At 45.9% G+C, this 22,289-nt stretch carries 16 protein-coding genes and 2 pseudogenes; 4 read left to right on the top strand and 14 right to left on the bottom strand.

Annotation, left to right across the window (positions count from 1 at the left end):
- The first annotated feature begins 8 nt into the window (after nucleotides 1-8).
- From rpsD to rplQ, 3 genes are all read left to right on the top strand, one after another.
- Nucleotides 9-617, top strand: coding sequence for a 30S ribosomal protein S4 (gene rpsD / locus L6475_RS12365; protein WP_237820473.1), 609 nt, complete (start codon nucleotides 9-11; stop codon nucleotides 615-617).
- Between the two features lie 12 nt (nucleotides 618-629).
- Nucleotides 630-1,622, top strand: coding sequence for a DNA-directed RNA polymerase subunit alpha (locus L6475_RS12360; protein WP_237820471.1), 993 nt, complete (start codon nucleotides 630-632; stop codon nucleotides 1,620-1,622).
- 73 nt (nucleotides 1,623-1,695) lie between these two features.
- On the top strand, nucleotides 1,696-2,211 hold the full coding sequence (rplQ, locus tag L6475_RS12355) for a 50S ribosomal protein L17 (protein ID WP_237820469.1): 516 nt from the start codon (nucleotides 1,696-1,698) through the stop codon (nucleotides 2,209-2,211).
- Between the two features lie 141 nt (nucleotides 2,212-2,352).
- Here rplQ and L6475_RS12350 read toward each other — a convergent pair whose 3' ends face one another.
- The 3 genes and pseudogenes from L6475_RS12350 to L6475_RS12340 form a co-directional block, all read right to left on the bottom strand.
- Entirely contained in the window at nucleotides 2,353-3,318 is a 966-nt protein-coding gene (locus L6475_RS12350) for an acetylornithine carbamoyltransferase (RefSeq protein WP_237820467.1), read from the bottom strand.
- Nucleotides 3,319-3,326: 8 nt separating this feature from the next.
- Nucleotides 3,327-5,351, bottom strand: coding sequence for a HAMP domain-containing sensor histidine kinase (locus L6475_RS12345; RefSeq protein ID WP_237820465.1), 2,025 nt, complete (start codon nucleotides 5,349-5,351; stop codon nucleotides 3,327-3,329).
- Nucleotides 5,352-5,413: 62 nt separating this feature from the next.
- Nucleotides 5,414-6,661: pseudogene (locus L6475_RS12340) on the bottom strand (glutamate-5-semialdehyde dehydrogenase); the annotation flags it as partial.
- Nucleotides 6,662-6,878: 217 nt separating this feature from the next.
- On the opposite strand from L6475_RS12340, the gene L6475_RS12335 reads away from it, so the two are divergent.
- Nucleotides 6,879-7,778, top strand: a complete 900-nt coding sequence (locus tag L6475_RS12335; RefSeq protein ID WP_237820461.1) for an AEC family transporter — start codon at nucleotides 6,879-6,881, stop codon at nucleotides 7,776-7,778.
- A 123-nt stretch (nucleotides 7,779-7,901) separates the two neighbouring features.
- On the opposite strand, the pseudogene proB reads toward L6475_RS12335, so the two are convergent.
- The 11 genes and pseudogenes from proB to L6475_RS12280 all read right to left on the bottom strand — a co-directional run.
- Nucleotides 7,902-8,663: pseudogene (gene proB, locus L6475_RS12330) on the bottom strand (glutamate 5-kinase); the annotation flags it as partial.
- Nucleotides 8,660-10,324 carry an AMP-binding protein gene (locus tag L6475_RS12325; RefSeq protein ID WP_237820459.1) on the bottom strand — a complete coding sequence of 555 codons (1,665 nt, stop codon included), beginning with the start codon at nucleotides 10,322-10,324 and terminating at the stop codon, nucleotides 8,660-8,662. The gene L6475_RS12325 and the pseudogene proB, both read right to left, overlap by 4 nt.
- 8 nt (nucleotides 10,325-10,332) lie before the next feature.
- Nucleotides 10,333-10,890: a helix-turn-helix domain-containing protein gene (locus tag L6475_RS12320; protein WP_237820458.1), complete on the bottom strand. Its 558-nt coding sequence runs from the start codon at nucleotides 10,888-10,890 to the stop codon at nucleotides 10,333-10,335.
- A gap of 76 nt (nucleotides 10,891-10,966) precedes the next feature.
- Nucleotides 10,967-11,743 carry a pyrroline-5-carboxylate reductase gene (locus L6475_RS12315; RefSeq protein ID WP_237824159.1) on the bottom strand — a complete coding sequence of 259 codons (777 nt, stop codon included), beginning with the start codon at nucleotides 11,741-11,743 and terminating at the stop codon, nucleotides 10,967-10,969.
- 13 nt (nucleotides 11,744-11,756) lie between these two features.
- The gene (locus tag L6475_RS12310) at nucleotides 11,757-12,887 is read right to left on the bottom strand and encodes an aspartate aminotransferase family protein (protein WP_237820456.1); all 1,131 of its coding nucleotides are present in this window, start codon (nucleotides 12,885-12,887) and stop codon (nucleotides 11,757-11,759) included.
- Between the two features lie 269 nt (nucleotides 12,888-13,156).
- Nucleotides 13,157-14,233, bottom strand: coding sequence for an N-acetyl-gamma-glutamyl-phosphate reductase (argC, locus tag L6475_RS12305; protein ID WP_237820454.1), 1,077 nt, complete (start codon nucleotides 14,231-14,233; stop codon nucleotides 13,157-13,159).
- Entirely contained in the window at nucleotides 14,220-14,615 is a 396-nt protein-coding gene (locus tag L6475_RS12300) for an endonuclease domain-containing protein (RefSeq protein ID WP_237820452.1), read from the bottom strand. Before L6475_RS12300 ends, argC begins: the two co-directional genes overlap by 14 nt.
- Nucleotides 14,616-14,673: 58 nt before the next feature.
- Nucleotides 14,674-15,879 carry an argininosuccinate synthase gene (locus L6475_RS12295; RefSeq protein WP_237820450.1) on the bottom strand — a complete coding sequence of 402 codons (1,206 nt, stop codon included), beginning with the start codon at nucleotides 15,877-15,879 and terminating at the stop codon, nucleotides 14,674-14,676.
- Nucleotides 15,880-15,998: 119 nt separating this feature from the next.
- Entirely contained in the window at nucleotides 15,999-16,628 is a 630-nt protein-coding gene (locus L6475_RS12290) for a GNAT family N-acetyltransferase (RefSeq protein WP_237820448.1), read from the bottom strand.
- Between the two features lie 30 nt (nucleotides 16,629-16,658).
- Complete coding sequence (argR, locus tag L6475_RS12285; RefSeq protein ID WP_237820446.1) at nucleotides 16,659-17,135, bottom strand: arginine repressor; 477 nt, start codon at nucleotides 17,133-17,135, stop codon at nucleotides 16,659-16,661.
- 199 nt (nucleotides 17,136-17,334) lie between these two features.
- Nucleotides 17,335-22,200: a C10 family peptidase gene (locus L6475_RS12280; RefSeq protein ID WP_237820444.1), complete on the bottom strand. Its 4,866-nt coding sequence runs from the start codon at nucleotides 22,198-22,200 to the stop codon at nucleotides 17,335-17,337.
- Between the last annotated feature and the right edge of the window lie 89 nt (nucleotides 22,201-22,289).

Below are 22,289 nucleotides of genomic sequence, written 5' to 3'. Positions count from 1 at the left end.
AAGTAATTATGGCAAAGTATATTGGACCGAAATCTAAAATTGCCCGCCGTTTTGGTGAAGCCATCTACGGACCGGACAAAGTTTTGTCTAGGAGAAACTTCCCTCCTGGACAGCATGGCCAGAACCGTCGTCGTAAGCAGTCGGAGTATGCAGTCATGCTGGCAGAGAAGCAAAAAGCCAAGTACACATATGGAGTGCTTGAGCGCCAGTTCCGCATTATGTTTGAAAAGGCTGCAAAAGCTGATGGTATCACCGGTGAGGTGTTGCTGCAGCTCCTGGAGGGTCGTCTTGATAACGTAGTGTTCCGTCTTGGACTTGCTCCTACTCGTGCAGCTGCTCGTCAGCTCGTAGGACACCGTCATATTGTTGTTGATGGCAAGGTAGTGAATATTCCTTCATATGCTGTTAAGCCTGGTCAGATTGTTGGTGTTCGTGAGAAAGCAAAATCTCTCGAAGTTATCGAAGCTGCTTTGGCTGGCTTTAATCACAGCAAGTATCCTTGGATTGAGTGGGACGAGCAGAAAAAGGCAGGTAAGTTCTTGCACTTGCCTGAGCGCGCAGACATCCCTGAGAATATTAAGGAGCAGTTAATCGTTGAGTTGTACTCTAAGAACTAAATCATTAAATTAATGGCGATATTAGCATTTCAAAAACCCGATAAAGTGGTAATGTTGGAAGCCAACGACAAGTTCGGCAAGTTCGAGTTTCGTCCGTTGGAGCCGGGCTTTGGTGTAACCATCGGTAATGCCCTGCGCCGCATTCTCCTTTCATCGCTTGAGGGCTATGCCATCAACACCATCCGAATTGCTGGTGTTGAGCATGAGTTCTCATCCGTTCCTGGTGTGAAGGAGGACGTAACCAACATTATCTTGAACCTGAAACAAGTAAGGTTCAAGCAAGTAGTAGAAGAATTCGAGAACGAGAAAGTCAGCATCACCGTTGAGAATTCTACCGAGTTCAAGGCCGGTGACATCGGCAAGTATCTGACTGGATTTGAAGTGTTAAATCCCGATTTGGTGATTTGTCATCTCGACTCAAAAGCTTCAATGCAGATTGATCTCACTATTAATAAAGGTCGTGGATACGTTCCTTCTGACGAGAACCGTGAGTTCTGTACCGATGTTAATGTGATTGCAATCGACTCAATCTACACACCTATCCGTAATGTTAAGTTCTCAGTTGAGCCTTATCGTGTTGAGCAGAAAACCGACTATGATAAACTCATACTGGAAGTTACAACGGACGGTTCCATTCACCCAAAAGACGCCCTAAAAGAGGCTGCTAAGATTCTCATCTATCACTTCATGCTCTTCTCTGATGAGAAGATTACACTTGAAACAACCGATGTTGAAGGTAATCAGGAGTTTGATGAGGAAGTATTGCACATGCGTCAGTTGCTTAAGACAAAGCTCGTTGACATGAACCTTTCTGTTCGTGCATTGAACTGTCTGAAAGCGGCCGATGTTGAGACCCTCGGTGATCTCGTACAGTATAATAAGACTGACCTCTTGAAGTTCCGTAACTTTGGTAAGAAATCGCTCACTGAGCTTGATGATTTGCTCGAGAGTCTGAATCTGTCGTTTGGAACTGATATTTCAAAGTACAAACTGGACAAGGAGTAAGTGTTTAGCTGCTAGTTACTAGTTCGCTATTAGCTATCATGTATGACATGCCCAATAAAAAGAAAAAAGTAAAATGAGACATAACAAAAAATTCAACCACCTCGGTCGTACTGCATCTCATCGTAGCAGCATGTTGGCTAACATGGCTATCTCGTTGATTATGCACAAAAGAATCACTACGACTGTAGCAAAGGCTAAGGCCTTGAAAAAGTATGTGGAGCCCCTGATTACTAAGGCTAAGGAGGATACCACCAATTCACGTCGTGTAGTATTCAGCTACCTCCAGAACAAGGAAGCTATCAAAGAACTTTTTGGAGAAGTTTCACAGAAAGTTGGTGACCGTCCCGGTGGCTACACACGTATTATCAAGCTTGGTACTCGTCAGGGTGACGCTGCTCAGATTTGTTTTATCGAACTTGTTGACTTTGATCCAGAAATGGCTAAGACCACTGATACCAAGAAGAAGGCAACTCGTCGTTCACGCAAGTCTACCAAGGCAGAGGCTCCTGCTCAGGAAGCACCCGCTGCAGAAGCTGTAGCAACTGAGGCTCCTGTTGCCGAAGCTGAGGAAGCTCCTAAGGCTGAATAATCTCAGAGTAATTATTTTATTACTTCATACTTTAAAGGCACTCTTCGCAAGAAGAGTGCCTTTTTATTTCGCTTTATTCAATGTGATTCTTCCTTATAATCAATTCTTCTGGTGATTATAATTAAAGTACTATCATTGGGTTTATAGAGCTTCAAGCATGCGCTTTAGCACAACCGAACAACTTATTTCTCGGTTGGCAGCTTCTGGAATGACTAGTGAGTTCTCGGATTCTATCACGTCATCAGTAACAATTAAGTTACGTCGTACTGGTAAGCAATGCATGAATTTACCATTGTTCGTCCATGACATGTGTTCTGTGTCCACTGTCCATGAGCGGTCTTCACAAGTTATTTTTCCATAATCTGAAGGAACAGTAACTCCTGGGTTTGACCAGTTTTTGGCATAGATAAAGTCTGCACCCTCAAAAGCCTTCTTTTGATCATACTCTATGCGTGCATTGCCTACGAATTTTGGGTCGAGTTCATACCCCTTTGGATGAGTAATCACTAAATCGACATCCTCAGCTGCGTTCATCCATTCTGCAAAACTATTTGGCACAGCTTGAGGAAGTGCACGGCAATGAGGCGCCCATGTTAGTACCACTTTTGGCTTCTTTACAGTTTTATGCTCTTCGATTGTTATCAGATCAGCAAAAGCTTGTAATGGATGAACTGTTGCGGTCTCCATAGCAAAAACCGGGCGTCCTGAGTATTTTATGAATTGATGTAACACAGTCTCTGCGTAGTCGTATTCGCGGTCAGAGAGACCAGCAAATGAGCGTACGCCGATAAGGTCGCAATAACATCCCATCACAGGAATAGCTTCCAGCAAATGTTCACTTTTGTCACCATCCATAATTACGCCTCGTTCGGTTTCTAGTTTCCATGCACCTGCATTCACGTCGAGGACGATAACATTCATTCCGAGGTTCATTGCTGCTTTTTGTGTAGAAAGACGCGTACGCAGTGAGTTGTTGAAGAATATCATCATGAGCGTTTTATTCTTGCCCAACTGCTGATATTTGAAACGGTCGTTCTTAATCTCAAATGCTTCGGCCAGTGCCTTGTCTAACGGGCCGAGGTCTTGTACGTTGATAAAGCTATTCATATTGATTCTTATTGTTTTGTTGTAGGAATTGTCATTAAGAAGCGTGCTCCTTCTTTATAATCTGTGTCTAATTTGATATCTCCTCCCATTCGTCGTACTATGCTCCGAGCTATTGTGAGTCCGATTCCAGTACCGACATAGTAGTCATCGAGTTGTACAAATTCGTCGAAGATATGCTCAGCCTCATTCTCAGGAATGCCGATTCCCGTATCTTCTACACTGAATTGTATAGTGGCTTTGTCCTGTATTCTGCTTACCACGAGTCGTACAGAGCCTTCTTTTGTAAATTTCTGAGCATTATCAAGAAGTAGTGAGAGAGCCCTCGTGGCTTGTTTAACATTGGTACGGAATGAAAAATTCTCCAATTCGGGATCTATCTGTAAGTTAAAGTTTAGATGCCCAGCCATCTCTATTCCGCTTTCTTGAGTGGCCTGTATGGCTATCTGAACAGCTGTGACATTATCTTCACATGCAATGATGGCTTGACTGTTAGCTTCACTCAGTTCCAGCATTTTCTTTACCAGACCGGTGATGCGTTCAGTATTTTCTGTGATGCGTTTACTTATGTCTGATTTCGTGGAATCATCGAGTTGAATGCCAGGTGTGGTAATAATTTGCGTAAAACCTGATAACACATTCAACGGAGTGCGTATCTCGTGTGATATCTGGTGGATGAAATTCGTTTTCATTCTTGATGATTCCTCTGCACGCGCATTTGCTTCAGTCAACTCTTTGTAGCTTTGCTCCAATTTGTTATTGCTGTCAATAAGCAGTGAGTGTTCGCGTCTTAGTTTCTTGTTTGCTCTATGATGATTAAACACTATCCAGATGATAGCAAACAATGCAAGAGCGATAGCTCCAATGATAGAGCGTTGGTGGTCCAGTTCGTTTTGCATTTTTAACTCATCTACGCGGAAAAGAGTGTTCAGCTCGTCGAGTTGCATGCGCATATCTTTAGAGTAGATAGAATCTTTTCTTTCGTAGAGCTGTTGATAAAGAGGAACAGCTTCTTCAAATCGTCCTAATGCCATCAAGGCTTTTGCCCTGAGCACGAGGCGAGCATCTGTAGGTCCTTCCATAATTCCCTCTAGACTGTCTGTATATGCCAGCGTCTTTTGGGGATCTCCTTGCTCCATGCTTAAGCGTGCATGAAGTATATACAGATAGTATTTGCACAGGCTGGTAGGATAGGAATTATAGTATTCTTCAGCTTTGTTCAATGAATAAATCATTGAGTCTATCTGTCCCATTCCCATGAATGCAGTTGCTCGTGTTACCCATGCACTGCAGTATGGTCCGTTTACAAGATTCGCTCCATTTATTTTACTCAAAAGGTCTAAGTGTTTCAGCCATTTGTCTGTACTGTCTTTCTCCTCCTGATATTTTTGTTGTCTGTCGAATACTTTACACTGAAAGTCGTACAACCCGCTAATCATTCCTGTTGTATTACCTTCTTTCAGCAAGTAGTGTATGCTTCGTTTAAATGCATCGCCAGCCTGATCAAATTGGTGTAGGTCAAAGTACACTACGCCCATCTGCTTGTAGGCCATTGCACGCCCTATGTCATCATCTCTTTGTTCGGCATCTTCTTTCATTATTTTTGCCTCTCTCAGTGATGTTTGAACCTTCCCCTGATCGTGAAGTGCCGAGCATTTTCGTTGCCATATCTGATAATATCTGTCCCAGAGCTTATGTTCCTTGAACCATATCATTTGCTTTTCAGCGTCTTCAGCCAGTTCTATAAAGCGGGCTGAATTGTTCAATAGAGCAATGCGACTCCACCGGGCATTAGCTTCCAGTAAGGTACTGTCTTGTTGTTGCCGGAACTCTATTAGATCATCGATAACTGCTAAACTACTGTCTATCTCATTTATTTTATAGTATGTAAGATAGAGTTCTACCATAGCTTTGCCTTTTTGCTCATCGGATGCGTTGCTAATGATATTTTTTAGTGAGTCGGTTGTATGGTTACAGAGTGACGCCTGAGTTGTAATGCTCAGGAGTAACGTGATGAGAAATCTATATTTTTTCATGCTATAAAGCATCATTGTCTTGTGGTTAAGGGAATAAAAAAATCTGAATAGCTCTTTTGTTATCATGGTCTCACCTGTCCTTCACCTTCGATGAGCCATTTATAGGTCGTTATCTCTTCAAGCGCCATAGGACCTCTTGGACCAAGTTTCTGAGTGCTGATGCCTATCTCGGCTCCAAGGCCGAATTGTGCTCCGTCGGTAAATGAGGTAGGTGCATTCCAATATACACAGGCTGCATCTACATGCATTTCGAAGCAATGCGCAGTTTCAGCGTTTTCAGTGATGATAGCCTCGCTGTGGCCTGAACCATATTTGTCGATATGTTCCAACGCTTCTTCTAACGAGTTAACAGTTTTAATAGCCATCTTATAGTCCATGAACTCAGTACCATAGGATGCTTCTGAGGCATGCTCCAAGTAGGGATAATTCCCGTTTAGTGCGTTGTAGGCCTCCTCGTCAGCATAGATTGTGACATTCTTTTGCGCCAGCTGCTTGCATAGTGCAGGCAGCGAATTGATGCGTTCGCTGTGTATGATTAGGCAGTCAAGCGCATTGCACACTGATACGCGGCGGGTTTTGGCATTGAGAATGATGTCTTTTCCTATTTTCTCGTCTCCGTCCTTGTCGAAATATGTGTTCACAACACCGGCTCCAGTTTCAATGACAGGTACACGTGCTGTATCTCTTACGAAATCAATCAATTTGCGACCACCTCGGGGGATGCACAAGTCCACGTAGCCTACAGCATTCAGCATTTCGCCAGTGGCCTCGTGGGTGGCAGGCAGTAGAGCCACTATGTCCTTATCAATACCGTATTTTTCCAATACCTCATGAATCAAGGCCACTTCTTCTCGATTACTATGATCGGCATCTTTTCCCCCTTTCAAAATGCAGGCATTTCCACTTTTAAAGCAAAGTGAGAAAACATCAAACGTCACATTGGGGCGTGCTTCGTATATCATTCCGATAACGCCAAAGGGAACACTAACCCTGCACAGCCTCAGTCCGTTGGGAAGTGTCTTCTGTTTGGTGATGTGCCCAAGAGGAGATGGGAGCGTAGCCACGTTGCGCATGTCTGCCGCTATATCTTCCAGGCGTTTCTCGGTCAGTTGCAGGCGATCGTATAATGGATTAGACTTTTCCATTTTTTCTAAATCATCTGCATTGGCCTTAAGTATTCTTTCTTTTTGGGTTGAAATAGCATCGGCAACGGCTTCAAGAATGTCGTTGCGTTGCTTGTCGTTGAGTAGTGTCAAACGCTTACTGGCACGTTTCACACGTTCAAATGTATCTTTTAGTTGCATCGATTTTGTCTTATTGGTTTTGGTCTGAGTGCAAAGTTACTATTTTCTTTATAAAAAGAGAAAGAATAAGTGCAAATAACACTTATTGTTTTTGAACTTTAACAAAGAATTTTTGCCGTTATTTTAATATTAATGGCGAAATTCATGGAATTTTTGACCATTATTTGTAATTTTGCACTCTCATTTTCAAGATCATATAATTTCATTCGATATGTCTGTAGTAATGCTAACACTTTTTGCTATAGTAGTTGTTGGCTACGTAGCTGGAAAGTTGGGATATATGGGAGGCACTTTCGATAAGCGCCTTTCAAAATTGGTTATCGATATTACATGCCCGTCGCTAATTCTTTCATCTGCTATGGGTGGTGAATTGCCTGATCGCAGTTTAATCCTGCCTTTATTAGGCATCAGCGCTTTTACCTATGTTGTGCTCACATTGCTTGCTTATCTGTTGTCTCGTTTTCTAACCAAGAATAGTGAAGATCGAGGAGTCGTTGGCTTTGCCTTGATTTTTGGCAATGTTGGCTTTATGGGCTATCCTGTTGTTGCCAGCATATTCGGTCAGCAGGCGGTGTTCTATGCTGCCGTACTCAATGTCGTGAATACCTTTGCTGTGTTCACCATCGGAACCATGATGATTACTGGTGGCCAAGCCGTAGGACGGGAGAAATTCAACCGTAAGGTTCTTTATGGAACTCCGATGCTTTCTGCCTATGCTGCTATGCTTATTGTGGCATTGGGTATTGAAAATGTACCGTCCTTTATTAGTCAGCCTCTCACGATGATTGGCAATATTACAGTTCCTGCAGCATTGCTTATCATTGGTTCGTCAATGTCTAACTTGCCCTTGCGTGCTCTTTTGGGCACTCCTGTTGTTCATCTCACATCGATTCTTCGTTTGTGTGTACTCCCTTTGATTGTCTATTTTATGTGTATGGCCCTTGGGTTCGATCCTTTCGTAGTTGGTATTAACACAGTGGTCATAGCAATGCCGGTGGCCACCTATGGTACCATTCTTTGTTTGCGTTATGGGCGCGATACTACACTGATGAGCGAGATTACTTTTCTTACCACACTCCTTTCTATGATTACCATCCCTCTTTTGGTTATGCTTTGGCAGTGATTGGGGCATCATATAGTTTTTTGAACAGATAATCGGATGGCACAAATAATAAACCCCGAAAGTCTTTCGTCTGACTTTCGGGGTTCACTTTAAATTGACCTATTTAATATTTCGCCATTCTTATGGAAGAAATTCCGTGTGAGGGGTCTCAGTTTCTTTCTCTATCAGGTCTATGAGTATATTCTCACGCTTTCCGTTGGCAATAATCACTTTAATGCCAGCCTGCTGAATTTTAGTGGCTGTGGCATATTTCGACTGCATGCCACCTCTGCCGGCTGAACTCTTTTCAGTTTGAATATATTGCGAAAGGTCAGTACCAGGTGCCACCTCTTTTATTAATAGTGAGGATGGATCGGTAGGATTGCCAGTGTAAATGCCATCAATGTTACTGAGCAGTACAAGTGTTTCAGCCTGCATCATCTGAGCAATGAGTCCCGACAGCTCATCGTTATCGGTAAACATCAGTTCGGTAACACTTACAGTATCGTTTTCGTTGACGATAGGCAGTACGCCGTTCTCCAGCATCACCCGCATACAGGCTTGCTGGTTCTTGTATTGCTCGCCGGGTTCAAAGTTCTCTTTCATGGTCAGTACCTGTCCCACGTGGATGTGGTACTCACGAAAGAGGTCATAGTAGAGCCCGATGAGTTTGGCCTGTCCCATGGCTGAGAATAGCTGGCGTTGTTCAACGGAGTCCAACTCATGCGTAGCTTTCAGTTCACGGCGACCACAAGCCACAGCACCCGACGACACCAGAATAACCTCGTAGTCGTGTTGGCGCAACCAAGCTATTTGGTCAACCAATGCCGACATACGTGTTACATCGAGACGTCCGTCTGGACGAGTCAGGGCATTCGAGCCTATCTTGACAACGATTCTTTTCATTTCTTATCCTTTTCCCTGATTTCAACTCTTCTTATCTTTCCGCTGATGGTCTTCGGCAGTTCATCTACGAATTCCACAATGCGCGGATATTTGTAAGGAGCGGTCACCTTCTTTACATGCTGCTGTAGTTCCTTTACCAGATCATCGCCAGCTTTGTCCTTCCACTCTTTGCCGAGTACAACAGTAGCCTTGACAACCATACCACGGATGTCGTCGGGTACACCGGTGATAGCACACTCCACTACAGCAGGGTGGGTCATCAGTGCGCTCTCTACTTCAAACGGACCAATGCGGTAGCCTGACGATTTGATGACATCATCAATACGGCCTTCAAACCAGTAGTAGCCATCTTCGTCGCGCCAGGCCATATCGCCTGTATGGTAGATGCCATCGTGCCAGGCTTCTCGAGTCTTTTCTTCATCACGATAATAGCCTTTGAACAATCCGATAGGCTTCTTATCACCTACACGGATGACAATCTCACCCTTTTCACCATCTTCGCACGATGTACCGTCGGCCCGCAACAGGTCAATACAGTATTGTCCGTTGGGTATGCCCATGCTGCCAGGTTTGGGCTCCATCCACGGGAAGGTTCCCAGTGTCATCGTAGTCTCTGTCTGCCCGAACCCTTCCATCATGCGAATGCCTGTCTTCTCGTAGAACTTCTCATAAACAGCTGGGTTCAGAGCCTCACCGGCTGTACAGCAATATTCCAGTGAAGAGAGATCGTATTTCGATAAGTCCTCACGAATCATGAAACGGTATATGGTAGGAGGAGCGCAGAAACTTGTCACCTTATATTTCTCCATTTGACGCAGTAGCGTGTCGGCATTGAATTTCTCATGGTCGAACACAAATACCGTTGCTCCTGCAAACCACTGACCATAGAACTTTCCCCAAACAGCCTTACCCCAACCGGTATCTGCCACGGTGAGGTGCAGACTGCCCTCGTGCAAATTGTGCCAGAACACTCCCGTTGTCAGGTGCCCCATAGCATAGAGGTAGTCGTGAGCCACCATTTTGGGCTCACCGCTGGTACCACTGGTGAAATACATTATCATGGTGTCTTCGTTGTTGTTTACGAAGGCGGGTCGGTCGAACTTAGGCGCCTTTACCACCTCTGACTGATAGTCGCGGAAGCCCTCAGGGATGGGCTTTCCGTGGTCGGTGATGGTGATATATTCTTTTACAGAAGGACTCTCGGGCATAGCCAGACGAATCTGCTCGCATACATAGGCATCGTCCACACAGATGATGGCCTTGATACTGGCACGTGTGTTGCGATAGATAATGTCTTTCTTCGTCAGCATGTGAGTGGCAGGAATCACAATGGCACCAATCTTGCAAAGTGCCAGCATCACAATCCACCATTCATATCGGCGTTTCAGAATCAGCATCACAGGATCACCCTTGCCAATGCCCAACGACTGCAGATAGCTGGCAGCCTGGTCGCTCTGATCTTTCAGTTGTGCATAGGTGGCACGTATCTCTTCTCCTTGGTCGTTTGTCCAAAGCAGGGCCAACTTCTCTGGTGCTTCTTTGGCCCATTCGTCCATCACGTCGTATGCAAAATTAAAGTGTTCTGGGATGATGAACTCCAGATTCTTGTTATAATCCTCTACAGACTCAAAGTGTGTCTGCTTTAAAAATCTTTCTACCATAGTCTAGTTTATTCTACTGTAAATGCCAAGAACTTTACGGCTTTGTCTCCTACTGCCAGCATGCCGTGGGGTTTGGAAGAGTCAAAATAGATGCTGTCGCCCTCTTCCAGAATGATTGTCTTGCCGGCAAGGTATAGTTCCATCTTTCCTTCCAATACCAAGTTGAACTCCTGTCCAGGGTGAGTATTCTTGTAAATGGTATGTGCTCCTGGTTTTGGCTCTACGGTAACAATGAACACGTCTGCTTTGTGGTTTACAAAACCGCTCACCAGCGATTGGTACTTATAGGCCTTTGTGCGTTCAACGCTCATGCCCTGTCCTTTGCGCACCACGAAATACGACTTCATGTGGGCAGCCTCGGCAAACATCAGTTCCTCAGCGCTCACTCCATATTTGTGGGCAATGGTCATCAATTTTGATATTGTAATATCGCTTTCGCCAGCTTCTATCTTTAAGTATTTCTCAACGTCAATGCCGATAGTCTCAGCAATTTCCTCTGCAGGAATGTCGAGCACTTCGCGCAGTCCGCGTAGTCTCTCACCTATTTGCTTTAGTTGTTCGTCCATATCTTTCAATTCTTAATTTTTCATTCTTCATTCTTCACTCTTCATTCTTCATTCTTCATTCTTCATTCTTCACTTACTACATTCCTGCTTTCAATCCGCGAATAACTGCCGATGTGAACCCGGCATGTTCCATTTCGTTCAGTCCCTTAATGGTCAGTCCGCCAGGTGTAGTCACCAGGTCTATTGCTTCTTCGGGATGCATGCCGCTGGCTTCCAACAGCTTTACTGCACCCAGCAGTGTCTGCATCACAATCTGCTTTGAGTCGTTGGCTTTGAATCCCAGTTCTACGCCGCCTTCCGAAGCTGCGCGAATATAGCGCATGGCATAGGCAATGCCGCATGAGGCCAGTGCCGTTCCGGCGCTCAGATGCTTCTCGTCAGTGATGATGGTCTGGCCCAGTTCGTCAAATATTCCCTTCACTGTTGCCGTTTGAGACGGTTCCGTTCCTACTGGTACGAGGAATGTCATTGAGGCCAACTGTGCTATGGCAATATTGGGAATACAGATGAATAGTGGAGGACATTGTTGCCCCAGCCATTCCTGAATGCTGGCAGCCTTCACACTGGCAGCTATTACCACCAGCAATTGCTTCTCAGGGTTCAAACTGTCTTTAATACCTTTCAACACCTCTTCAACGAGCCAAGGCTTTACACATACAATCACCACATCAGCTCCTTCAGCGGCAATATTATTGTCAGTAGTGACACTGATACCCTGCTTTGCAAACTTGTCAATTACCAATTGCGATGGATCACTAACGGTAATATCCTCATTGTTGAAGGCCGAACTCTTAATAAATCCTTCTACTGTAGCACCTCCCATGGCGCCTGCGCCAATAACAGCTATTTTCATCATATTTCTATAGTCAAAGAGCCTTCTGAAGTCTGTCAATGAATTCGTCGGCAAGTTCCTTTGTAAAAGTAAGTGGTGGCAATAGTCTCAGCAGATTCTGTCCCGAACATCCGGTGAACACGTGCTGCTCATATACCAGGCGTTCGCGCACAGGCTTCTGGTCTTCAGCCAGTTCAATGCCAATCATCAGTCCGCGTCCGCGCACATCCTTTATTTTTGGGTGGTTCAATCCCTTGATTTTCTCCATCAGGTAGTTGCCCACTTCGCCGGCATTCTCTATCAGGTGCTCCTGTTCAATCACATCCAGCACAGCCAGTGCAGCCGTACAAGCCAGGTGGTTGCCACCGAAGGTTGTACCTAATTGTCCGTAAACAGGTTGAAATTCTGGTGAAATGAGTACACCGCTCATGGGGAATCCGTTGCCGATACCTTTGGCAACGGTGATAATATCCGGTTTGATGCCCAGCCACTGATGAGCGAAGAATTTTCCGCTACGTCCATATCCGCACTGAATCTCATCACAAATCAGTGTGGCGTGATAGCGTTTGCAGGCATATGCCAGTTTCTGTGCAAACTCTGGAGTGGCCATCTGAATGCCGCCAACACCCTGAATGCACTCTAAGATAACGGCAGCTACACCTCCACGCGACAGTTCGCGAATCCAAGGCTCCACATCGTTCAACGGCAGGAAACGCACATGGTGGTTGTCGTTGATGGGTGCCACAATTTTTGGATTGTTCGTCACCTCCACTGCCAGTGATGTGCGGCCGTGGAAAGCTTTCTCGCACGAAAGAATTCGGTTACATGATGGATTCTTGAACGAAGCCAGTTTCAAAGCATTCTCATTGGCTTCGGCACCACTATTCACTAAGAAGAACTGATAGTCCTCATAACCACTCGCCTTGCCCAATCGCTCGGCCAGTTCCACCTGCAACTTGTTCTGTACTGAGTTTGAATAGAATCCCAGCGTCTGCAACTGCTGGCCCACTTTCTCAACATAGTGCGGATGACAGTGGCCAATTGAAATTACAGCATGGCCGCCATAGAGATCCAGATACTCCTGTCCTTTGTCATCCCAAACTTTGCAACCTTCGCCCTTGACGATGTTGACATTGAAAAGCGGATATACATCAAATAGTTTCATTGTGTTCGATTGCTTTTAATCCGTTGCAAAGATACGGCAAATTACTGACAAATCGTCATCTTCTTTTTCCTTTTTGCGTAAAAATGTCGTTTCTTGACGTTTTTTTCTTTTTTCTTGTTACTTCGTGTATAAATATGTAATAGTAGGCAATAAAAAGCGGGAGTGCGTAAGGTTGCGCACTCCCGATAGGCATCAGACGGTTGGCGTCTGTATGGATGTTGCTTAATCACGACTTTCTTGGCGTTATTTTCGATGAAATCGGCTTTTTTTTAGAATGCTGAGGCTTTTAGTTTCAGTCCGGCGGTTTCGTCAAGTCCGAACATGATGTTCATGTTTTGAACGGCCTGACCAACAGCGCCCTTCAACAGATTGTCGATGATGCTGGTTACCACAATCTTACGCCCGAACACATCAACATGAACTAGTGCTTTGTTGGTGTTCACCACTTGCTTCAGGTCCGGTGCCTTGTCGCTATAGTGCGTAAAGGCAGCATCACCGTAGAAATCTTTGTACAGTGCAACCACCTTTTCTGCATCCATGGGCTTGTCCAAGGTTACTACCTCTGTACAGAAGATGCCGCGGGCGAAATCGCCACGATAGGGAATGAAGTCGATGGTTATGCCGTTGGCATCGAATCCCTCATTCAGTGTGTCCACCACATGAGGCGCATCGGCAGGCTTCAGTTCGTTCATCGTTTGACAAATCTCGTGCAGATGCTGGTGACTGAATAGTTTGTAGGTAGAGAAATTATCCTGTCGCCATGAGAAGTGAGTGGTTGCTCCTGGCTTTTGTCCAGCACCAGTAGATCCGGTAACGGCATTCACCGACACATCGTGTGTAATCAGTCCTGTCTTTGCCAGTGGCAGCAGTCCTAATTGAATGCAGGTGGCAAAGCAGCCAGGGTTAGCCAGATGTTGAGCTTTGGCAATTTGTTCGCGATGAATCTCCGGCAGACCATATACATAGTCGTGGTCGCCGGCGATACGGAAGTCCTGTGCCAAATCAATAATCTTCACGTTCTCAGGTATGCTGTGCTCCTTGAGGAATGCCTCACTCTTTCCGTGACCGAAGCAGAAGAACACCACATCAACCTTGTCAAAGGGCATCTGGTCGGTGAACCTAAGATCGGTATCGCCCATCAGTCCTTCATGCACGTCACTCACCAGATTGCCGGCATTACTCTCAGAGTTTGCAAACACAATATCTGCCTCGGGGTGGTTGAGCAACAAACGAATAAGTTCGCCTCCGGTATAGCCAGCAGCACCTAAAATACCTACCCGGAGCCTACCCCCAACCCCTCCCGAGGGGAGGGGAGAATTTATATTAGTATTGCTATAATTGTTCATTTATGATAAATTTTTTTATTCTGTTTAAGACTATTTCTGTAGCTCCAATGACTTCTTCGTTGGTAAACCTAAGAATAAAAAAGCCTTTGTTTTCTAACCACAAAGAGCGTTCATTATCACTTATCTGCTGTTCCGGCAACTGATGATACCCGCCATCCAACTCAATAATGAGTCTGTGTGAAAGACAAGCGAAGTCTGCAATATATGGTCCTATTATATGTTGTCTTCTGAAATGGCATCCCCCAAAATTTCCTTTTAGATAATTCCATAAGATGCTCTCTGCTTCAGTGGGATTCATTCTGTTTTTGGATGCGTACTCTTTTAAACGAGGGTAAAGCAATGAATCTGCCATTTCGTATTTGAAACTCTTACGCTCTTTCATACGAAATCATCTGACAAAAAAGTCCCCTTCCCCTTGGGAGGGGTTAGGGGTAGGCTTTTTATCTTTTTTCGTCTTTGTGAATTCCGTAGTACACTCTCAGTGGGGTAGAGCTGACCTTAATGAAGCCCTTTGCCTCGTCGGCGGTCCAGCCGGTCTGGGTCTCGCCATACTCGCCGAGCTTCGACTTTGTCAGGTCGTTAGCGGAGTCAATGCCCACCGTCTCAAATCCATAAGGACGAAGCTTCAGAATGGCAGTGCCGGTCACGTTGCGCTGACTTGAGGTGAGCATTGCCTCGATATCGGGCATCACAGGCTCCAGGTACTGACTCTCGTGGAGGAACATGCCATACCAGTTGGCCACCTGATCCTTCCAGTACTGCTGCCACTTACTGAGCGTTGACTTCTCCAGCAAACGGTGAGCCTCAATGATGAGCTTGGGAGCGGCAGCCTCAAAACCTACACGGCCTTTAATGCCTATAATCGTATCGCCCACGTTGGCGTCACGACCAATGGCATAGCTGGCGCCAATCTCCTCAATCTTCTGGATGGCTTTGATATGATCGCTGAACTTCTCACCGTTCACGGCAACAATCTCACCTTTGTCAAACTCAATCTTCAGCAGCGACTCCTTCTCAGAATTGGTCACATGCTTCAGATAAGCCTCTTCGGGCAGACCCTGTGTGGGGTCGAGCAGTTCGCCGCCGCAGATAGAGGTTCCCCAGATACCTACGTTATACGAATATTTCAGCTTGGTGAAGTCAGCGAAATAGCCGTTGGCGTTCAAGTAGTCCACCTCTTCCTTACGAGTGAGGTTGCGGTCGCGTGTCAGTGTGATGATTTCCACGCCGGGAGCCATCACCAGAAAAGTCATGTCGAAACGAATCTGGTCGTTGCCCGCACCTGTTGAACCGTGTGCTATGGCATCGGCACCAATCTCTTTGGCATAGCGTGCAATGGCAATAGCCTGGAAGATGCGCTCGCTGGATACTGATATGGGGTAGCAGTTGTTGCGCAGCACATTACCAAAGATCATATATTTCAGAGACTTCTCGTAATATTCCTGAGTAACATCGAGAGTCACATATTTCACTGCGCCCAGTTTGTAGGCGTTCTCTTCGTTCTTCTTTAACTGTTCGGCCGAAAAACCGCCTGTGTTGGCGCAGGCTGCATAAACTTCATAACCTAACTCCTTTGTCAGATACATCACATTATAGGATGTGTCCAAACCACCGCTGAAAGCTACTACAACTTTTTTCTTGCTCATAGTCTTTTTTGTTTTTTTTAGGAAAGAAATTACTATAATTATAATAATTATTCCAACTAATAAGATTTCTATTTCTGGTTGTAATTTCTGCTAATTATTCCAATTTCTTTCCTAAAAGATTAATTGTTATTTCGTTCTTGTTCTTCAATTTCTTCCAAATGTTTGATACGCGAGATGGTTTCCTCGCTGAGTTTTGCGGGCAGATGCTCTTCTGGGTCGAATAGCATGGCAGTGCAGATACAGTATTTGCGTCCGGTGCGATGCAGCACGTCAACGTTTATACATCCTTCACATCCTTTCCAGAAAGACTCGTCGTCGGTTAAGTCGGCAAAAGTTACAGGTTTATAGCCCAGTTCAGTATTCATTTTCATCACTGCAGCACCGCTGGTGAGTGAGAATATCTTGGCGTGTGGCCAACGGGTTCGGGCCAGTGTAAATGTTAAGTCTTTAATTCGCTTGGCCAGTCCCAGTCCTCGGAAGTCGGGGTGGACAATCAGTCCGCTTGTGGTTACATACTGTTTGTTGCCCCAGGTTTCTATATAACTGAAACCTGCAAACCTTCCATCTGCCTTGCTGATAGCGATAACAGCCTTTGCTTCCATCATTTTCTTGGCCAGATATTCGTGGGTGCGTTTGGCTATACCCGTACCGCGCACTTTGGCAGCTTCGGCAATAGTGTTTAAGATGGTGTCCACATAGGTCTCATGCTCGGGACCAGCCACCATCACTTCAATATTATCCTTATCCATCTTTTTCTTTTAAAAAAATCAGATCGTCGTTTATTTCATGTTGGGAATAACGGTACTCAGTGCGTCGATTATCTCTTCCTGTGGCACACCTTCTTGTAGTACAACGAAAATGGTGTCGGCTCCAGCTATGGTGCCCAACACCTGATCCAGCGAACTGTTGTCAATGTTCCAGGCGATGGAGCTGGCATATCCGGGGCGAGTTTTGATCACAGCCATATTGCCCGAGAAAGTGATACTCACAAAACCAGGCATCGTCATCATCTCGCGCACTGTTGAGGGAGTTGCCACGCGTTTGTACATTGTTTCGTTGGGCAGCACGTACACATAGTTACCACCCATCGTTGCAGCCTTGGCCACTTTCAGTTGTTTCAGGTCTCGGCTCAGTGTGGCCTGAGTCAGTTTGAATCCTTCTCTCTGAAGGGCTGTCAGCAATTCTTCCTGGCTTCCCAGTTGTTGACTTGAGATAATCAGCCTTAGTGCTTCCAGTCTGTTGTTCTTGATTTTCATTGTCGTCGAATACTCTTTATTCGTAAAAATTGGAATATTTATACAGGTTTGGAGTGCAAAATTAGTAAATATTCTGTTTTCTGCCAAATATTTTTGCATATTTTGCATAAAAACCTGTTTTGTAACATAATAAATCAACAGCGGCACCCATCGTTTTTTTGCGATGAGTGCCGCCTAATTATTATTTCAGCTAGTTGTGTTACTTGACAAGTGTTTTCTTGTTGGAACCATCAGCCTTGCGGACGATGTACAGTCCCTTTGTGGAAGTATTCACCTTGCGGCCCTGAAGGTCGTAGTAGTCCTTTTCAGACATTTCATTGTTCGTCTCAGTGATGCCTGTCGTTGCGGAAGATGGGAAACTCATCAGGCGGAAGCGTGTGAACGACATCCAGTTCTGTATGTGTTCTGTTACGCCCCTGACACCAATCTTTATGGTTGATTCTTCTGCAATCTCGAATTCAACTGAAGCGTCGTTCCATCCGTTGTTGAACAGACCTCCTACAGAACCGATATGAGCCATCTCTGTTGTTTTCTCGTCGGCAAACAGAGTGAAGCTGCTCAGACCACCGGAAGCACGGCTTGTTACAGTCAGCAGGTACTTGCCGGGCTGCAGGGTGATGTATTGATAGAGTGTAACATCCCATCCCTCAATGTTCCAAGCACCGCCGTCGAAATAACTATAGTCAGAATTTCCATTGGCATCGGTTAGTGGCTCGTTGTTGAGTATCTGAATGTAACCTACCGATCCCATGCGTTCCAGAGTCCAGTAATCCGTCCCTTCCTCGGCATTTGGGTTGTGGATCAGATAGGTCAGGTTGGTAGATTCGGCCTTACTTTCAAGCAGGGCACTCGACTCTGCGTAGCTCCTGTAGTCTAATATCCATTCTTCGTACTTTGTTTCGGCATCGGCAGCACTTGTTGGCTTGTAGTCCTTGTGTGCTTCTACGGTAGCGGTCTTCTGGGTGCTGGCATACGGGAAAGTACCAGTGAATTGCTGCAGGTAGGCCAGTTTTTCGTATGAGAGTTTGGCCAGTTTGAATGTGGTAACTGCATTTGTCAATTCATCGATAGCCTCGTTGAGTGCATCAGTGGCGTGCTCCACATTGCTGTAAGTGTTGATTGTATTGCTGAGGTCGTTACGCTCTGTACCCGTGACGATGATATACTCTTTGTCGGTCAGTAGAGCACGGGCAGCTGCCAGTGCCGCTTCGTATTCCGTAATGAGCGAAGCATTCTTCACATCGTTCACGTTGGCTTCTGAGCCGTAGTAGGTCAGACGGAAGTTGTCCCAGGTGCACCACAGCATGACGTTGCTGTTCAGGTAGGCTCCTACAGTGAGGCCCCAGTTGCCTGCCTCGACAAACATTGGTGTACAGTTGTATTCACCATTCTGGAAAGACATGGCGGCATCTTCCATGGAATTTTCGGTACCCGTGAGCAGAGGGAACTGTGCCGTCTCTCTATTTTCGTCGCCTTCAATGAAGAAATATGGCAGGTCTTCGTTATCGCTTCCGTCCTGGCGGAAGAAGCCCTGAGCTTGCAGACGATAGACACCGTTGGGCGCATCATAGATATACTGATCCAGGTAGAATGTCGAGTGGTATGATTCGGCACAGTAGTTGGTGATGTCAAGACCAGGACCACCGATGTACCAGTTGTTGCAATTACTCAGTGACCAAGCCTGATTCCAGTCAGTACGGTTACGTCCGAAGTCTGCATCCCTGATGAGGAAAGTAGCATCGACAGGGTGGTCTGCCGTGGCAGTGGCCAGGATGGCCTGCTGCTCTTCCATTATCTCATTCTCTGTCATAATGCGCCACAGGGCCTTCTTGTCGTCGGCAGTGAGGTTCTTGGCCAGCAGGGTAGATGTACCGTCATAGCCAAAGTAGTTGTTACCATTGGAAATAGTGTACAGACCGTCATTGGTTTTGGTGATAGTCAGTGGCATGATGTCACCGCTGTCCATCCATTCGCCGTTGAAATAGATGGTATTGCCGCCGTTTGACACCATTGACTGGAGTTTATAAGTGCCGTTACCAAGATTACTCAGTGTGGCATACTGGTATTCATCTACAAGCGAAGCCTGTGTTCCCCACTTGTTGGCAGCACCCCAGAACTTACCAGTGCTTACGTTGCGCAGATAGTAGGTTCCGTCTTCTAGTTCTTCTTTGGTCTTGCCGTTCAGTGAATAGATGTAGGCCTCCTTGGCAACTGTTTCAGGAGTCGTGCCGTTGTAGTTGGTCACATAGCCGTGCATGATGACCTCGTCGCCCACCTGAATCTGGACATTGCCTTCTATCCATGGTTTGTTTTCCAGATAATAGGCATTGTAAATCTGGAACTGGTCACTGCTCGTGCTTCCATCGTCCGAAATGTAAAAGACGGCAGTGCCATATTGTTCGCTAAACGAGTATCGGATTTTCGAAATCGTACCTTTAATGAAATATTTCTCGGTACTCTTTACATTGGCAGCCAGTTTGCCTGCTACAGTAATGGCATCGGTCACGGTGTATGGATTGTTCAGTGTACCATCGCCTGTCATACTTGGTCCGGGATTGGGAGTATCGTCCACATCGTAGCTATAGACAGTGCCGTTCTCGAAGACGAGATCCTCGGTTTGATTGCCATCACCTCCATTGCCGTTATTGAAGATGATATAACCGGGCGCTTCCTCAGATGCTAAGGTGTAGGTATATACCTCATAGTTTTCGCCATTTATGGTCTGGGTGCCAGTCTTCTGAATGAGTTCGCCGGGCCATGAGCCGTTCTTCTCGGGATTAAATGTATAGGCATATACGTTCTGCCATTTTGCTCCATTGATGAAGGTAACGGTGTAGTTGGAGGCAGCAGCGGCAATGGTATAGTTATATAAATCCCTGTAGCATTCATCGACATTATTGTAACTGGTGAACTCGCCGTTGTTCTTATAAACCAGGATGAACCAATAAATGCCGTTGTCAAGCTCGTCAACAACGATATCGACGGTTTTGGTAGCGCCTGCTGCAATACTGATGGGGGTTAGTATGTCTTTGGCATAATTGAAGGTACTGCCGTCTCCGTTCTTCTTCCATGCATATGTGCGGATGTCGTCGTCGTAGGTATACGTGCTGTTGTTCTTGATGCTGACACGCAGTTTGGCTCTGTTCTCGCCGATGATGCCGTTGGCATCGGCATTCAGTACCTGGCCGTTACTGAAACTGAGATTGTAGTTCTTAGCAGCAGCAATGGTTACAGTTTTTGAGGCAATCTCGTTGAATTCCTCATGCCAACCTTCGTTCTCTACATAATAATAGGTCTTGTAGCCTATGGCTAGTTTCGTGGAACCAGTCTGTTTCGGGGTGAATGACATCTCAATAGCATCGCTTGTACCTTCTTCCACCTCAAAGTACTGACCGCCCACGTCCTCACCGTTCACCTGTAGGTAGAGTTGCTCGTTGAAGAACGTTCCGTTGTTTTGAATAGTTGTCTTCGTGGTCAGAAGACGGCCCTTCTCAAGGGTGCCGCTCACCTCCATGATGCCGCTCAGGTTGATAGTGGGAGTCTGTAGCGTCAGGGTGTTGTTGCTGACGGTAGCTGTCAGGTAATATTTGTCAGAACCTGCGTTTTTCAGCCAGATGCTGGAGCCGTTCTCGCGGCTCACCACACAGACGGTGTAATGGCCGTTGGGCAATGCAGGGACGGCTTCGGCACTAAGTTCGGTAGCTCGCCATCCCCATGAGTCGTCCAGTTCGACATTCCTGCAACTCTCGGCGAAAACCAGTTCATGGTTAGAGTCATAGACCCCCACACCAATTTCGAATTCGTAAGTGTCACCTGTTAAATTGTACATTTCGGCGGTAAAATAAATGTTGTACACGCCGTTAGTCAGCTTAAAGGCCGACTCGTTGCCCAGATTGAGACTGTAGGTTGTCATCTTTACCTCTGTCTTTGGAGCAACGCCTGTGTTTGGCTGTGCGCCGATTAAGGCATCCTGATAGAAGCTATAGCCGTCGGTACTCGAACTGGCACCGATGCCGCTATTGCTGCCTGGATCGAGAATTGACAACAGGAAGTAGTTGTTGCTATTACCGCCCCAACCCCAGTTCACGTGGAATAGTCCGTTCTTGTCGTAACCGTCTATCACGAAGGCATGACCTCCGCCTGTTGACTGTCCGCTATAGTACACCGGACGATTGTTTGCCAATTCGTTATAAATAAGGTTGTTCCATTCACGTGCACGGAAGTTACCTCGATCAGCCAAATAGGTGGCAGCATCGTAATCGAAATAATTCTTGAAGGCTATGGGCACCAAGGACGATTGGGCACCGCTTTCATTACTGGAATAGTCCATCTCTACCGAAGCTCCGCATAGTTTCATCAGCGTGGCTACGGCATCTTTCTGCTCATTGGTTTCATTACCGGTATAGTTGCTCAGCATGTTGGTCCAGTTCAGGGTTGTTATACCGATACTGCTCACGTTGATGCCTTTTGTATATGTGGTATAGGCTGGGATGGTGGCAATAGTTTGTGCTGGGTATTTATGGTAGTATAGCACCTGGGCCATGGCTGTGGCCACGCAGCCTGTCACCGAGCGGGCGTTACCGTCATACGGACACAGGCTATTATAGGGACTGCCCTGATTCCATGTGCAGTTGAGCAGTGGCTTTACAGCTTCATGCTCGTCGAGTTCAGAAGCTCTCACGGCTTGGTTAGGGTGCTGCTTCAGCCATGCAATCTGGTCGGCATATCCCTGAAGCCATGCCTTCATGTTCTCGGGCATATCCTCAGTGTTGAACGAGCCTTCGTCGCAATAGCCCAAAATGGCTGGTGCACGGTCATCTCCGCTCACAACGACGAATCCATCGCGCTCACCTACGTTGAAAACATAATAACTACTAGCATCCTTGGCTAGATTAAGTTTCCTGTTCATAGCAGGCAAATGCAACCTCCCACCTTTGTCGGTAGCATTAGTATGCTTACTGAGAAACTGAAGCGCTTTCTGTTGGGCTTCCTCTTTTGTCACGGTGACTGCCCATGTCAGCTGGCTGAGAAGCAGGCAAAGAAAAAGTAGAGTCTTCCTGTTCATAGATTAATAGTGTTTAAAAGATAAGAAAATGATTGACATGTAATTTTAATCTGTGCAAAGATAGCTCATTTATAATTAATTACCAACTT

Origin of the sequence: Prevotella sp. E9-3 (assembly GCF_022024015.1) — a bacterium.
GTDB lineage: Bacteria > Bacteroidota > Bacteroidia > Bacteroidales > Bacteroidaceae > Prevotella.
Note: the sequence above shows the minus strand (reverse complement) of the source record. Positions and strands in the feature narration are given on the sequence as shown.